Genomic DNA, 12,810 nt, shown 5'->3' on the forward strand with positions numbered 1-12,810 from the left:
GCCGAGCGTGAGGAGTTCTCAGGTGCTCAAGGGTCGGACCGGGACGGCGAGCACGGCGATCGCGGGGGCGGTGCTCGTCGCCGTCGCGGGCTGCTCGTCAGGCGGCGACGGCGACGGCAAGGGCGGGGACGGCGGCAAGGCCGAAGACGCGGTCAAGCTGGCCATCGCGCCCGCGACGGGAACCAGGCAGGCGGCTCCCGACCAGCCCGTCACCGTCACGGCGGACAAGGGCAGGCTGACCAGCGTCACCCTCACCTACGGCAAGAAGAACGCCAAGGCCGGGGGCACGCTCGCGGCGGACGGCAAGTCGTGGAAGTCGTCGTGGACGCTGCGTCCGTCCACGACGTACACGGTCACCGCGAAGGGCACCGGCGGGGGCGGGGAGCAGGTCACCGCGACGTCCACGTTCACGACGCTGACGCCCGCGAAGAAGCTGACGTCCGGCATGTCGCCGCTGGACGGCGAGACCGTCGGCGTCGGCATGCCGGTGCAACTGCTGCTGTCCCGGCCCGTGGCCACCAAGGCCGGGAAGATCGCGGTGGAGAAGGCCCTCGAGGTCCGCATGTCCAAGCCGGTCGAGGGCGCCTGGTACTGGATCAGCGACAAGGAGGTCGACTTCCGGCCCCGCGAGTACTGGCCGTCCGGCCAGAAGGTGAAGGTCATCGCGCACCTGGCGGGGCTGAAGGTCGGCGACGGCTTCTACGGGACGGGCGACCGCAGCGCGAGCTTCACGGTCGGCCCGCGGCACGTCACCACGATCGACGCGAAGAAGCACCGCGCGACGGTGACCGACGGCGGCAGGACCGCGCGGACGATGAAGGTCAGCCTCGGCAAGCCGGGCCACGACAGCTACACCGGGACGATGATCGCGCAGGAGAAGTCGGCGAAGATCATCATGGACTCGGCGACCACCGGCGATCCCGGCGAGTACCGGATCCCGACGAAATGGAACGTCCGCCTCACCTACAGCGGGACGTTCGTCCACTCGGCGCCGTGGTCGACCGACTCGCAGGGCAACGACAACGTCAGCCACGGCTGCGTGAACGCATCGCCCTCGGACGCCAAGTGGTTCTACGACTTCACCAACCGGGGCGACATCGTCACGGTGACCGGCACGACGCGAAAGCTCCAGTTCGGCAACGGGCCGACGCCGTGGGCGAAGTCGTGGGACGCCTGGCTCGCGGGCAGCGCGACCGGCAAGCCGGTCACCGGCCTCCCGCTCGGCTGACCCCGTTCAGGAGAGCGCCGCTCAGCGGAGCCCGTTCAGGACAGTTCGTTCAGGCGCCCCGGTTCATGCGACCCGGCTCGTGTGCGCCCGGCGATCAAGGGCAGACTTGAAGCCATGCAGAAGCTCTCGTTGGACGCACAGGTACGTGACCATCTGAAGCGCGCCGCGGCCGGGTCGACCGGGCGCAGCGCCGACACCGTCTACGGCGGGCATGAGCGCGTCCTGCGCCAGACGCTGGTGGCCCTGACGGCGGGCACGTCGCTGTCCGAGCACGAGAACCCCGGCGAGTCGACGATCTACGTCCTGCGCGGGCGGGTCCGCCTGGTGGCCGGGGAGAACCACTGGGACGGGATGACCGGCGACCTGCTGATCGTCCCGGAGGCGCGGCACAGCCTGGAGGCGGTCGAGGACGCGGCGGTCCTGCTCACCGTCGCCAAGACCGGCTGAGCGGCGCCCTCCCCCGGCACGCCGAGCGCGAGCAGCAGGGCGGCGACCTTCGCGCCGGCGCCATCCCGAGCCACTGGAAGGTCACCGCACCGGCCGTCGCAGCCGCCGTCGCGTTCGTCTTTCGCCGCCTTTTCGATTGGAGGTCAGTCGCGCCGCAGGTGCGCGAGGCAGGCGCCGGGCTCGGCGAAGGGCTCCAGCCGGTCGGCGTCGATCGGCGCGTCCAGTTCCTTCAGCGCCCCCTGCATGAGGCCGAGGTGGACGTCGCAGACCAGGGGCCCGTACTCTTCGGCGAGTTCGAGGAACGGGCAGTGCCGCAGCCGGATGAGGTCGCCGTCGGGCCGGGGGGCGAAGTCCAGGTCGTCCAGCAGCGCGGTGAGCCGGTCGGCCGCCTCCTCGCCGGTCAGCCGCTGGAACGGCGGCGGCCGGTCGACGAGGTAGCGGCCCCACTCGCGGCCCGCCTGCGCGGCGCTCTCGCGGGCGCCGGGCCCCTCCGACGCCAGCCGGCTGAGCAGGATCTGCGCGAGCAGGCGGTAGCCGCGGGCGCCGCCGCGGTCCATGCCGGGGCTCGCCGTGTAGACGGTGCGGGGACGGCCGGGGCCGGAGGGCTGCTCGGCGGTCCGCTCGACGGCCCCCTCGGCGGTCAGCGCGTCCAGGTGGAAGCGCGCGGTGTTGGCGTGGACGCCGAGCCGTTCGGCGACCTCGGCGACGCCGAGCGGGACGCCGGCGTCGCGCAGGATGCCGAGGACCTCCTGGCGGCGGGAACGTTCGGTGGTCATGTCGCTCATTCCTCCCGCACGACCGGCACAGATTAATAACAATGCTACATGTAATAATAATCGAACGGCGAGGGAGAGGGGCGACGTACCCGGCACTCTCGCCCCGCCGCGGGATCGTACGGCCCTTCCGCATGCCGACCAAAGTCGATGGCCCGCCTACCTGCGGCCACTGACCGGCGCGAACGGCATGGCTACCGTTGTGCGCGTGGACCTCCTCCGGCGATCGTGGCGCGAATGGCTCGGCGACGTCGGCGCCACCGGCACCGCGCTGGTGCTCGGTGTGCTGCTGCTGGCGGGAACGAAGGACGACCCTCCCCCCGACGTGACGATCTCGGTTCCCCGGGATCTCGCGATCGGCTCGGTCTCCCTGGTCTTCCTGCTGCTGTTCCGGCGCCGGTATCCGGTGGCGGTCGCGGTGACGATGATGTTCGCCCAGTGGACGGCGACGTCCGCGCTCGGCACGGCGGCGGTCGCCGTGTACTCCCTGGCGATGCTGCGCTCATGGCGGGCGCTCCTGCCGATCGCGGGCGCGAACATGGCGCTCATCGTCACGCTGTTCTGGGTCACCTCCACCTGGCACCAGTTCCGCCAGGGCACCGTCGTCTTCGTCCTGCTGTACGCGGTACTGATCACTGCGGGCATGCTGGTCCGGTCCCGGCGGCAGCTCATCGCGTCGATGGAGGAGCGGGCCCGCGCCGCCGAGACCGAGCAGCGGCTGCGGGTCGAGGAGGCACGGCTGCTGGAGCGCGGGCGGATCGCCCGGGAGATGCACGACGTCCTCGCGCACCGCATCTCGCTGCTGGCCGTGCACGCGGGGGCGCTGGAGTTCCGCCCGGACGCGCCCGCCGACCAGCGCGAGGCCGCCGGGATCATCCGGCAGAGCGCCTACGAGGCGATGGAGGACCTGCGCGAGGTGATCGGCGTGCTGCGGGACGACGCGCCGGGCGCCGACCCGGAGCGCCCGCAGCCGACGCTCGCGGACGTGTCCGCCCTCGTGCAGGAGTCGCGGCGGGCCGGGGGCCGCGTCGCGCTGGAGGAGAACGTCCCCGACCCGGGCCGTGTCCCGGCCCGGGTCGGGCGGCACGCGTACCGGATCGTCCAGGAGGGGCTGACCAACGCGCGCAAGCACGCGCCGGGCGCCCAGGTGACGGTGTCCCTGGGCCTCGGGGACGACCTCGACATCGAGATCGTCAACCGGCTGCCGCCGGGGCCGCCCGCGGCGCCCCTGCCGGGCTCCGGCGCCGGGCTCGTCGGCCTCGCCGAGCGGGTCGCGCTGCTCGGCGGGTCGCTGGAGCACGGCCGCACCGGAGACGGCCGGTTCCGGCTGCGCGCCCGCCTGCCGCTGGGCAGCGCGCATGCCCGCGGGACCGGCGGGAAAGGTGAGGTACATGGCAGCGAACTCCTCTGACCGGCCCGTGCTGGAAGAACTCGACCGCGCCGAATGCCTGCGCCTCGTCGCGGGCGGCGCCATCGGCCGCGTCGCGTTCGACGACGGCGAGGGGCCCACGGTCATCCCGGTGAACTACGCGGCCGACGGCGACACCGTGATCTTCCGGACCTCGTCGTCCGGCCGGTTGAACCGGAGCCTGCTGACGACCGTGATCGGCGGGGAGGTCCGCATGGCGTTCCAGGTCGACCGGTTCGACGAGGCCGACCACGTCGGGTGGAGCGTGCTGCTGCGCGGCGGCGCCCACCCCCTGTCGGAGGAGGAGAAGGAGAAGGCCGCGCGGGTCGACCCGTGGCCCGGCGGCGACCGCGAGGCATGGTTCCGGCTGCGGGCGCTGGAGGTCAGCGGCCGCCGCCTGCGCAGGCCCTGACGCGCCGTAGGGTGACCGGATGGACTCCCCTCCCGTCCGCGTGCTGATCGTGGACGACGACGCGCTCGTCCGCGCCGGACTGTCGATGATGCTGGCGAACGCGGGCGACCTGGAGGTCGTCGCGGACGTCGCCGACGGCGCCGAGGTCGTCGCCGCCGTCAACCGGCACCGGCCCGACGTCGTGCTGATGGACATCCGGATGCCCCGGATGGACGGCCTCGCGGCGACCGGGCTGCTGCGCGCCCGCAGGGAGCCGCCCGAGATCATCATCCTGACGACGTTCGACACCGACGACCACATCCTGCGGGCGATGCGCGCCGGGGCGAGCGGGTTCCTGCTGAAGCACACCCCGCCGCCGGAGATCATCCGGGCGATCCGGCAGGTCGCGGCGGGCGAGCCGATGATGTCTCCGGCGGTGCTGCGCAAGATGATGTCCTACCTGGCCGAGGCCGGCGCCGACCCGCGCCGGGACCGCGCCCGCGAGCTGCTGGCCCGGCTGAGCGACGGCGAGCGGGCCGTGGCCTCCCTCGTCGGGCTCGGCCGGACCAACAGCGAGATCGGCGCGGAGCTGTCGCTGAGCGTCGCCACCGTGAAGGCGTACGTGTCGCGCCTGCTCACGAAGCTGGACCTGAACAACCGGGTGCAGATCGCCCTCCTCGTCCACGACGCCGCCCTCGGCGACCGGCCCTGACCTTTTCGACCTCCCCTGACCTCCCTTAGCCTTCGTCTACCTTGGGCCCGCGCGGGACCAGCGGGACGTGCCGGAGGAGCAGCGCGGCGGCCAGCCCCACGGCGACGACGGGCAGCGCGGCGAGGAACAGGCTGGAGAACGCGTCCGCGAACGCGGCTTCGACGCCTTCCCGCACGGGCCCGGGCAGGATGGCCAGGACCTCCGGCCGGACGGCGTCGGAGAACGCGGGAGCCCGTCCGTCCGGGACGCGCCGGACGATCTCCTCGGCGAACCGGTTCGTCACGATGGCGCCGAAGACGGCCATCCCGGCGGCGGTGCCGAGCATCCGGGTCGCGAACACGCCGGAGCTGGCGGCGCCGAGGTCCCGCCGGGGCGCGGCGTTCTGCGCGATCAGCATGACGACCTGCTGGGACAGTCCGGCCCCGAACCCGAGGACGGCCATGTAGCACCCGGCGGTGAACAGGCCGGTCCGGACGTCCATCGTCGCCAGGAGCGCGATGCCGGCCGCGCTGATCGCCATGCTCGCCGCCGGAAGGCGGTGGTAGCGGCCGGTCCGGTGGATGTACCGTCCGGCGCCCATGGACGCGGCCAGCAGCGCGATCATCATGGGCAGGAGCAGCAGGCCCGACCTGGTGGCGTCCACTCCCCCGACGACCTGGAAGAACATCGGCAGGTAGGTGGCGAGACCGAACCCGGTGGCGCCGCCGACGGCCGCGACCGCGCAGGCGACGCCGAACGACCGGTCGCGGAACAGCCCCGGCGGGATGACCGGCTCGGCGGCCGTCCGCTCGGCGAGGACCCACACCGTGAACAGCACGGCCGCGCCCGCCGCCAGCGCCAGGACGACCGGCGAGTCCCACGCGTACCGCGTCCCGGCCCAGCTGGTGAACAGCGTGAAGCAGGTGACCGCCGCGCCGAGCAGGACGATGCCGAGGTAGTCGATCCGCGGCCGGCCCGCCGGACGCGGCAGGCGCAGGAACAGCGCGATCGTGGCCGTGGCCGCGATGCCGAGCGGCAGGTTCACGTAGAACACCCACCGCCACGAGGCGTGGTCGGTGAGGAACCCGCCGACCAGCGGCCCCGCGATGCTGGACACGGCGAAGATCACCGACGAGTACCCCTGGTACTTCGCGCGCTCCCTCGGCTCGAACAGGTCGCCGGTGAGCGCGAACATCGAGCTCATGAGGCAGCCGGCGGCGGCGCCCTGCACCACCCGGAAGGCGATCAGCCAGTTCATGGTCGGCGCCGCCCCGCACGCCGCCGACCCGGCCAGGAAGCCGAGGAGCCCGATCAGCAGGACCGGGCGGCGGCCGAACAGGTCCCCGAGGCGTCCCGACAGCGGGACCGTGACGCTGGTGGCCAGTACGTAGGCGGTGGACACCCACGCGAGCCGGTCGAGCCCGCCGAGGTCCCCGACGATCGTGGGCAGCGCGGTGCCGAGCACGGTCGCGTCCAGCGAGGACATGAGGCCGGCGAGCATCAGCCCGCCGAACACCCAGAGCCGCGCGCGGCGGCTCATCGGCACTGACATCGCAACCATGTGCACCTCTCATCTATTTGTCTGATGCAAATGGATGCTAGAAGCAGGCATATGAGATGCGCAAGGTCAACTAGACTGGCCGCCATGGGCGAGGAGGCACTGGACGCGGTCGAGCGGAGCATGGTCCGGCTGCGCCGGGGCATGTCGCGGCAGCGCCTCGGCAAGGCCGCGATCCGGGACCACAACCTCCCCGTCGACGTGCGGGTCCTGCACGTCGTGGACGTCGTCGACGAGGGCCCCGACCGGCCGGGCGAGGAGATGAGCGTCGGCCTGGTCGCCACCCGCCTCGGCGTGGACGCCTCCCGGGGCAGCCGCATCGTCGCCGAGGCCGTCAAGGCCGGCTACGTGCGGCGCGTCGCGTCCCAGGAGGACGGCCGCCGCATCCACCTGGAGCTGACCGGCGCCGGCCGGTCCGTCGTCGAGGCCACCCGCCGCACCCGGCAGGAGCACTTCGCCAAGGCCATGGGCGACTGGACGGACGAGGAGCGCGCCGAGTTCGCCCGCCTCCTCGCCCGCTTCGTCCACTCCTACGAGGACTGATCGTCCCGCGCCGGATCCGCGGCCGACGCGCACGCCTGGTGGCCGGGTCGTCCCGGACCCGCCGGGAGGGCACCCGGCTGCGTTTCTCCGGCCAGGCGGGTCGTCCTCCTCCGGTTGCATGTGGGAGCCACCCGTCTACACCCCTGGTTGCGGGTCCGCCGCGGCTCGTTGGGCCGCGCGGGTGACGGTGCGGACCGGGGTGCCCCTCTAGTCTGGTCGCATGGGTGGTCGCCGTAGGCTCTGGACGTCGAACGGCGGCTTCCGTGATGCGGCCCTCGCCGGCGCGGTGCTGCTGGTGGTGTCCCTCAGCAGCCTGAACTCCTTCATCGGCGCCCTGGAGGAGCCGTGGCCGGTCAAGGCGTCCGGCTGGACGCTGATCGTCCTCACCTGCGGGGCGCTGTACTTCTCCCGCCGGTTCCCGGTGGCCGTCGCGGCTCTCGCCTTCGTCACCACCGGCGTGTACTACGTCATCACCGTCAACGACGGCGGGTTGATGGTCGCCTTCGTCGTGGCCCTCTATACGACCGCGGCCCGCGGCAGGCTCCAGGCGGCCGTCGTCCTCGCCGCCCTGGCCGTGATCGGCACGGGCACCGGAACGCTGCTGGGGAACAGCGACTTCAACGGGAGCAGCGACGTCAACCCCGTCGCCCTGTTCATGCTGACCGGGTGGGTGGTGGCGGTCGTCGCGCTCGGCTGGGTCTGGCACAGCCGCCTGGCCTACCTGCGGGAGGCCGAGCGCCGCGCGGCCGGCGAGGAGCGGCTGCGCATCGCCCGCGAACTGCACGACGTCGTCGGGCACCACCTCTCGCTCATCAACGTCCAGGCCGGGACGGCGCTGCACCGCTTCCACCGCGACCCGGCGCAGGGCGAGGCCGCCCTCGCCGCCGTCAAGCAGTCGAGCCGGGAGGCGCTGCGCGACCTCCGCGCGACGCTCGGGGTGCTGCGGCAGGCCGACGAGGAGGCGCCGACCGCACCCGTCCCCGGTCTGGGCGGGATCGGCGAACTGATCGGGTCGGCGCGGTCGGCGGGGCTCACCGTGCACAGCCGCGTCGCCGGCGCGGCGGACCCGCCCACCGAGGTCGGCCTGGCCGCCTACCGGATCATCCAGGAGTCCCTCACGAACGTGTCGCGGCACGCCGCCGCGGCGGAGGTCACCGTCAGCGTGGAGCACGCGCCCGGTGAGCTGCTGATCGAGGTCGCCGACGACGGTCCCGGACAGGGCGCGGGCCTGCCGGGGAGCGGGGTGGACGGCATGCGGGAGCGGGCCCGTGCCCTCGGCGGCGAACTGACGGCGGGTCCAGCGCCGGCCGGCGGCTTCCTCGTCCGGGCCCGGCTGCCGTACCGGAAGGGAGCGCCCACCCGATGATCGAAGTGCTGCTGGCCGACGACCAGGGCCTCGTCCGGGCCGGGTTCCGCTCCATCCTCGACGACGAGGACGACATCACCGTGACCGGCGAGGCCGCCGACGGCGAGCAGGCCGTCGCCGCCTGCCGGGAGCTGCGTCCCGACGTGGCGCTCCTCGACGTGCGGATGCCCCGCGCGGACGGTCTGGAGGCCGCCCGGAAGATCACCGCCGACCCGCGCCTGGACGGCGTCCGGGTGGTCATCCTCACCACGTTCGACCTGGACGAGTACGTGTACGGCGCGCTGCGCGCAGGCGCCACCGGGTTCCTGCTGAAGGACACCGAGCCGGCCGAGCTGATCCACGCCGTCCGGGTCGCGGCGCGCGGCGACGCGCTGATCACGCCGTCCGTCACCCGCCGCCTCATCGGCGAGTTCGCCGGGCGGGTCGAGGTCCCCGCGCCCGGCCCCCGGCTGCGCGCCCTCACCGACCGCGAACGCGAGGTCATGCTGCTCGTCGCCGCCGGGCAGAGCAACGACGAGATCGCCGCCCGGCTGGTGCTCAGCCCCGCCACCGTCAAGTCGCACGTCAGCCGCATCATGGCGAAGGCGGGCGCGCGGGACCGGGCCCAGCTGGTCGTCCTGGCCTACGAGTCCGGCATGGTCAATCCCGGCTGGATGCGACCCCGGAGGTAGCCCCCCCGCCGCCCCCGCAACCTGCGGGGTGCCCCGGATGCCCTCCGCGGGCCGATGCCGTCCGGCACTCGGAGTCCCGACGCTTGGGCCATGAACTTCCCGGGCGCCCTCATCGGGTTCGTCGTCGGCGGAGCCGCGGGCTTCCTGCTGACCGAGACCGTGGGCGCGTTCTTCGCCTTCGTCCTGGATCGCGCGCTCGACGTGGACGGCGCCCCCGTGCTGCTCGCGGCCTTCATCGCCGTGCCGGTCCTGTCCGCCCTTCTCGGCGCCGCCGCCGGCGCCCGTCTCAAGAACCGAGGTTGACGTGCCCTCCCCCATTCCCTCCGGCCGGTTCGGACGCCTGGCCGCCTGGTCGCAGCGGCACCGCTGGGCCGCGCTCCTGCTGTGGGCGGCGGTCGTCGCGGCGATCACCGCCGGCTCCCAGGCCGCCGGCAGCGCCTACCACAACGACTTCTCGCTGCCCGGCACCGATGCGCAGGCCGCCGCCGACCTGATGGAACGGCACGGCTCGCGGCAGGCGGGCGCCACCGTCCAGATCGTCGCGGAGGACGCGCGCGGCCTGGCGGGCGACCGCCGGGACATCGGCGGGATGCTCGCCAAGGTGCGCGAACTTCCGTCGGTCGCGGACGTCGGCGAGCTGTCGGTGTCGCGGTCGGGGACCATCGGGTACGCCACCGTCACGCTCGACGCCGACGCGCAGGACGTCCCGAAGGAGCACGTCACGGAGATCATCGAGACGGCGCGGGCCTCCTCCGGGGACGGACTGCGGATCGAGCTCGGCGGCGATCCCGTGCGCGGCGCCGAGGAGGGCGGGGGCGGCGGGGCCGAGGGCGCGGGGATGCTGGCGGCCCTGGTCGTCCTCGTGCTCCTGTTCAGCTCCCTCGTCGCCGCCGCGCTCCCCCTCGTCACCGCCCTGTTCGCGGTGGGCGGCGCGATCGGGTTGATCGCGCTGGCCTCGCACGTCTTCACGGTCGCCGACTTCACCCCGCCGATCATGATGCTGATCGGGCTCGGCGTCGGCGTCGACTACGCGCTGCTGATCTTCTACCGCTACCGGCAGGAGCTCCAGGAGGGCGCGGACCCGGCCACGGCCACCCGCCGGGCCCTCGACGCGGCCGGGCGGACGGTCTTCTTCGCCGGCTGCACCGTCATCATCGCGCTGCTCGGCCTGATCGCCCTCGGGCTGGGGTCGCTGCAGGGCGTGGCGCTCGCCGTCACGCTGACGGTGCTGGTCACCATGGCGGCGTCGCTGACGCTGCTGCCCGCGCTGCTCGGCGTCTTCGGCGGCCGCATCCAGCGGCAGGCGCTCAAGCGGGCCGCAAAGGCCCGGCCGCGGGAGGGCGGCTGGCGGCGGCTGGCCTCGGCCGTCCAGCGCCGCCCCGCCCCGGCGCTGCTCGTCGCCGTCGCCGCCCTGCTCGCCCTGTCGGCGCCCGCGCTGGACATGCGGCTCGGCTTCGCCGACGCGGGCAACGACGCGCCCTCCGGCACGGGCCGGCATGCCTACGACCTTCTCGCCGAGGGGTTCGGGCCCGGCTTCAACGGGCCGCTCATCGTGGTGGCGCGAGGCGACGCCGGAGCCCTCCGGTCGGCCCTCACCGAGACCGAGGGCATCGCAGCCGTGACATCGCCCCTGCCTTCAGGAGACGGCGCGGTGTCCGCCGTCATCGCCTACCCGGCCACCGCGCCGCAGGACGAGGCCACCACCGACCTCGTCCACGAGCTGCGCGAGGAGGTGCTGCCGTCCCTGTCGGCCCGCACGGGCATCGACTACCTGGTCGGCGGCCCGACCGCCGCGACGCAGGACTTCTCCGACGCGGTCTCGGCGCGGATGCCGCTGTTCGCCGCCATCGTCGTCGGGATGTCGGCCCTGCTGCTGGTGGTGGTGTTCCGCTCCGTGCTGATCCCGGTCAAGGCGGCGCTGCTCAACCTGCTGTCGATCTCGGCCGCGCTCGGCACGATCACTCTGGTCTTCCAGGACGGCCGGTTCGGCGCGCAGAGCGGCCCGATCGAGGCGTTCATCCCCGTGATGATCTTCGCGATCGTGTTCGGCCTCTCCATGGACTACGAGGTCTTCCTGGTCTCCCGCATCCACGAGGAATGGGAGGGCACCCGGGACCCGTCGCTCGCCGTCCGCGAGGGCCTGGCCGCCACCGGCAAGGTCATCACGGCCGCCGCCGCCATCATGATCGTCGTGTTCGCGGCGTTCATCCTGAGCCCGGACCGGATGCTCCAGCAGTTCGGCCTGGGCCTCGCGGTGGCCGTCCTCCTGGACGCGGTGGTCATCCGCTGCCTGATCGTCCCGGCCGTCATGCAACTGCTCGGCAGGCACGCCTGGTGGCTCCCGGCGCCGCTGGCCCGGCGCCTCCCGAAGGTGGCTCTGGAACGTCCCTGACGGCCGTCCCGCACCCGAAGCGGGCACCGACCCAGATCCGGCCGAGTCGGCGCCGACCGGATCTGGGACGGTGCCGCAGGACGTGGCGGGCGGCGACGGCGTCCTGTCGGCGGGCAGGCGGTCACGGCAGCCGCGTCCGGCAGGCCGGCCCTTATCACAGTGGTATTCCTACGGCCCCGGGCAGCCGACCGGCAGCCTGTCTCGTATGCGAGTCCGTCGTGTTCGGGCCGGGGGTGTCGCCACCGGCAGGCGGCGGTTTGGAGGGCGGTGGAGCCAGAAGGAGCGCAGCTAAAGTAGCTACTCCCCGGCGGGACTTGCGGGCCGGCGCAGGCCCCTGCCGCACAGGTCGGTCTGTTTGAGCACGTGCAAGGGGAGGTATGGAGCCGCCCAGATCTGGAAGAGATAGACCTCTTCCGATCGCGACACGCATCCGTCGTATGCGGTGTCGCGGCCGCTACCGTGTGCGCGGACCCGGTAGAGCCCCGGCCCGGCGGGAGTGAGGACCGGCAGGTCCGGCGGATCCGCCATCAGGCAGCGCACCATGAGTGTGCCCTCCTCCACCTGCAGGCTCGCTTCGGCGACTTCCTCCCAGTCCGCATCGTCCACGAGTGGCTCGTGGTCATGGATTTCGACGTGCACCGCGACGTCGCCGTTGGCGATTCCGGTGTGCACGATGACCGCTTCGCCAGTGGTGGAGATGAGTGCTCCGGCTTCCTCGGGCGAGTAGTCCTGCTCGCCTGGCTCCATGAGGAAGAACTGGTGATAGTCGATGTAGGTCCACGCGGGACCGTGCCGGGCGATCAGGGTCATCGAGTTGTCCCCTCACGGGTGCTGATGTAGCGGTTCCCATATCGCCGACGGCGGGGAGGAGCAGACACCGTCGGCAGTCCAGGTGAACGCCCAATGCTAGTACCAATGCCGGGAAGTTAAGGATGAGGCCGGGGGTGTCAAGGGTTTTCGGCTGGTGGCCGGACATGGGAACGGAGATCCAGTAGAACGGGTGTTCTCTCACAAACGTCCGAACAGACTGGATCTCCGTTGCCTCAAGAGTCTGGCAGGTCTGGGCTGGCCTGCGCTATCAGTACGGTCACGCGGACGGTCCGGGTGGGGGCGGGGGTGTTCGCGCCCGGGCATCTGGGTGAGCTGACCCAGCAGGTGCCGTTCGAGATGGTCGACGAGGTCCTGGTGGCGACCGGTGCTGTGCAGCGGCGGGTGCGGCTGCTTCCGTCCCGGGTGGTGGTGTATCTGCTGCTGGCCGGGGTGTTGTTCGCCGAGTTGGGCTATGTGCAGGTATGGGGGCGGCTGACCGCGGGGCTCGGCGGGTCGCAGCCGGCGCCGAGCG

The 12,810-nt window shown here is 72.8% G+C and carries 14 protein-coding genes; 11 read left to right on the forward strand and 3 right to left on the reverse strand.

Translation table 11 applies throughout. From position 1 onward, the window contains the following. Positions 1-22 precede the first annotated feature (22 nt). Positions 23-1,228 carry a L,D-transpeptidase gene (locus SM418_RS13575; RefSeq protein ID WP_371942246.1) on the forward strand — a complete coding sequence of 402 codons (1,206 nt, stop codon included), beginning with the start codon at positions 23-25 and terminating at the stop codon, positions 1,226-1,228. A 114-nt stretch (positions 1,229-1,342) separates the two neighbouring features. Next, positions 1,343-1,675: a cupin domain-containing protein gene (locus tag SM418_RS13580; protein WP_371942247.1), complete on the forward strand. Its 333-nt coding sequence runs from the start codon at positions 1,343-1,345 to the stop codon at positions 1,673-1,675. A 143-nt stretch (positions 1,676-1,818) separates the two neighbouring features. Here SM418_RS13580 and SM418_RS13585 read toward each other — a convergent pair whose 3' ends face one another. After that, positions 1,819-2,451, reverse strand: coding sequence for a helix-turn-helix transcriptional regulator (locus tag SM418_RS13585; protein WP_371942248.1), 633 nt, complete (start codon positions 2,449-2,451; stop codon positions 1,819-1,821). Positions 2,452-2,656: 205 nt separating this feature from the next. Here SM418_RS13585 and SM418_RS13590 point away from each other — a divergent pair, with 205 nt between their 5' ends. The 3 genes from SM418_RS13590 to SM418_RS13600 are packed head-to-tail and all read left to right on the forward strand — an operon-like array spanning position 2,657 to position 4,959. Further along, positions 2,657-3,859 (forward strand): sensor histidine kinase, encoded by a 1,203-nt coding sequence (locus SM418_RS13590; protein ID WP_371942249.1) that lies wholly within the window; start codon positions 2,657-2,659, stop codon positions 3,857-3,859. Beyond that, positions 3,840-4,268: a pyridoxamine 5'-phosphate oxidase family protein gene (locus SM418_RS13595; RefSeq protein ID WP_371942250.1), complete on the forward strand. Its 429-nt coding sequence runs from the start codon at positions 3,840-3,842 to the stop codon at positions 4,266-4,268. The genes SM418_RS13590 and SM418_RS13595 overlap by 20 nt, the downstream gene beginning before the upstream one ends. Before the next feature lie 19 nt (positions 4,269-4,287). Next, a complete protein-coding gene (locus SM418_RS13600) occupies positions 4,288-4,959 on the forward strand; it encodes a response regulator transcription factor (protein ID WP_371942251.1) in 672 nt (223 codons plus the stop codon). Positions 4,960-4,984: 25 nt separating this feature from the next. On the opposite strand, the gene SM418_RS13605 is transcribed toward SM418_RS13600, so the two are convergent. Beyond that, on the reverse strand, positions 4,985-6,499 hold the full coding sequence (locus SM418_RS13605; protein WP_371942252.1) for an MDR family MFS transporter: 1,515 nt from the start codon (positions 6,497-6,499) through the stop codon (positions 4,985-4,987). A gap of 84 nt (positions 6,500-6,583) precedes the next feature. Here SM418_RS13605 and SM418_RS13610 point away from each other — a divergent pair, with 84 nt between their 5' ends. From SM418_RS13610 to SM418_RS13630, 5 genes are all read left to right on the forward strand, one after another. Further along, positions 6,584-7,039 carry a MarR family winged helix-turn-helix transcriptional regulator gene (locus SM418_RS13610; RefSeq protein WP_371942253.1) on the forward strand — a complete coding sequence of 152 codons (456 nt, stop codon included), beginning with the start codon at positions 6,584-6,586 and terminating at the stop codon, positions 7,037-7,039. A 220-nt stretch (positions 7,040-7,259) separates the two neighbouring features. After that, positions 7,260-8,405 carry a sensor histidine kinase gene (locus SM418_RS13615; RefSeq protein ID WP_371942254.1) on the forward strand — a complete coding sequence of 382 codons (1,146 nt, stop codon included), beginning with the start codon at positions 7,260-7,262 and terminating at the stop codon, positions 8,403-8,405. Continuing rightward, the gene (locus SM418_RS13620; RefSeq protein ID WP_371942255.1) at positions 8,402-9,076 is read left to right on the forward strand and encodes a response regulator; all 675 of its coding nucleotides are present in this window, start codon (positions 8,402-8,404) and stop codon (positions 9,074-9,076) included. Before SM418_RS13615 ends, SM418_RS13620 begins: the two co-directional genes overlap by 4 nt. Positions 9,077-9,166: 90 nt before the next feature. Then, positions 9,167-9,379 (forward strand): hypothetical protein, encoded by a 213-nt coding sequence (locus SM418_RS13625; protein WP_371942256.1) that lies wholly within the window; start codon positions 9,167-9,169, stop codon positions 9,377-9,379. 1 nt (position 9,380) lies between these two features. Beyond that, entirely contained in the window at positions 9,381-11,468 is a 2,088-nt protein-coding gene (locus SM418_RS13630; RefSeq protein WP_371942257.1) for an MMPL family transporter, read from the forward strand. Positions 11,469-11,765: 297 nt separating this feature from the next. On the opposite strand, the gene SM418_RS13635 is transcribed toward SM418_RS13630, so the two are convergent. Beyond that, complete coding sequence (locus tag SM418_RS13635) at positions 11,766-12,278, reverse strand: hypothetical protein (protein WP_371942258.1); 513 nt, start codon at positions 12,276-12,278, stop codon at positions 11,766-11,768. Between the two features lie 255 nt (positions 12,279-12,533). Between SM418_RS13635 and SM418_RS13640 the strand changes: the two genes are divergently transcribed. Continuing rightward, positions 12,534-12,810: transposase domain-containing protein (locus tag SM418_RS13640; RefSeq protein ID WP_371942271.1), on the forward strand; the 277-nt coding region annotated here is incomplete at its 3' end.

This window comes from Actinomadura chokoriensis, from assembly GCF_041463665.1.
Lineage (GTDB): Bacteria > Actinomycetota > Actinomycetes > Streptosporangiales > Streptosporangiaceae > Spirillospora > Spirillospora chokoriensis_A.

What these genes read in the sequence shown, in the direction of transcription:
- SM418_RS13635 (WP_371942258.1), bottom strand. Translation starts at nt 12,278, where the DNA reads ATGACCCTGATCGCCCGGCACGGTCCCGCGTGGACCTACATCGACTAT.
- SM418_RS13585 (WP_371942248.1), bottom strand. Translation starts at nt 2,451, where the DNA reads ATGACCACCGAACGTTCCCGCCGCCAGGAGGTCCTCGGCATCCTGCGC.
- SM418_RS13580 (WP_371942247.1), top strand. Translation starts at nt 1,343, where the DNA reads ATGCAGAAGCTCTCGTTGGACGCACAGGTACGTGACCATCTGAAGCGC.
- SM418_RS13625 (WP_371942256.1), top strand. Translation starts at nt 9,167, where the DNA reads ATGAACTTCCCGGGCGCCCTCATCGGGTTCGTCGTCGGCGGAGCCGCG.
- SM418_RS13595 (WP_371942250.1), top strand. Translation starts at nt 3,840, where the DNA reads ATGGCAGCGAACTCCTCTGACCGGCCCGTGCTGGAAGAACTCGACCGC.
- SM418_RS13615 (WP_371942254.1), top strand. Translation starts at nt 7,260, where the DNA reads ATGGGTGGTCGCCGTAGGCTCTGGACGTCGAACGGCGGCTTCCGTGAT.
- SM418_RS13620 (WP_371942255.1), top strand. Translation starts at nt 8,402, where the DNA reads ATGATCGAAGTGCTGCTGGCCGACGACCAGGGCCTCGTCCGGGCCGGG.
- SM418_RS13610 (WP_371942253.1), top strand. Translation starts at nt 6,584, where the DNA reads ATGGGCGAGGAGGCACTGGACGCGGTCGAGCGGAGCATGGTCCGGCTG.
- SM418_RS13605 (WP_371942252.1), bottom strand. Translation starts at nt 6,499, where the DNA reads ATGGTTGCGATGTCAGTGCCGATGAGCCGCCGCGCGCGGCTCTGGGTG.
- SM418_RS13600 (WP_371942251.1), top strand. Translation starts at nt 4,288, where the DNA reads ATGGACTCCCCTCCCGTCCGCGTGCTGATCGTGGACGACGACGCGCTC.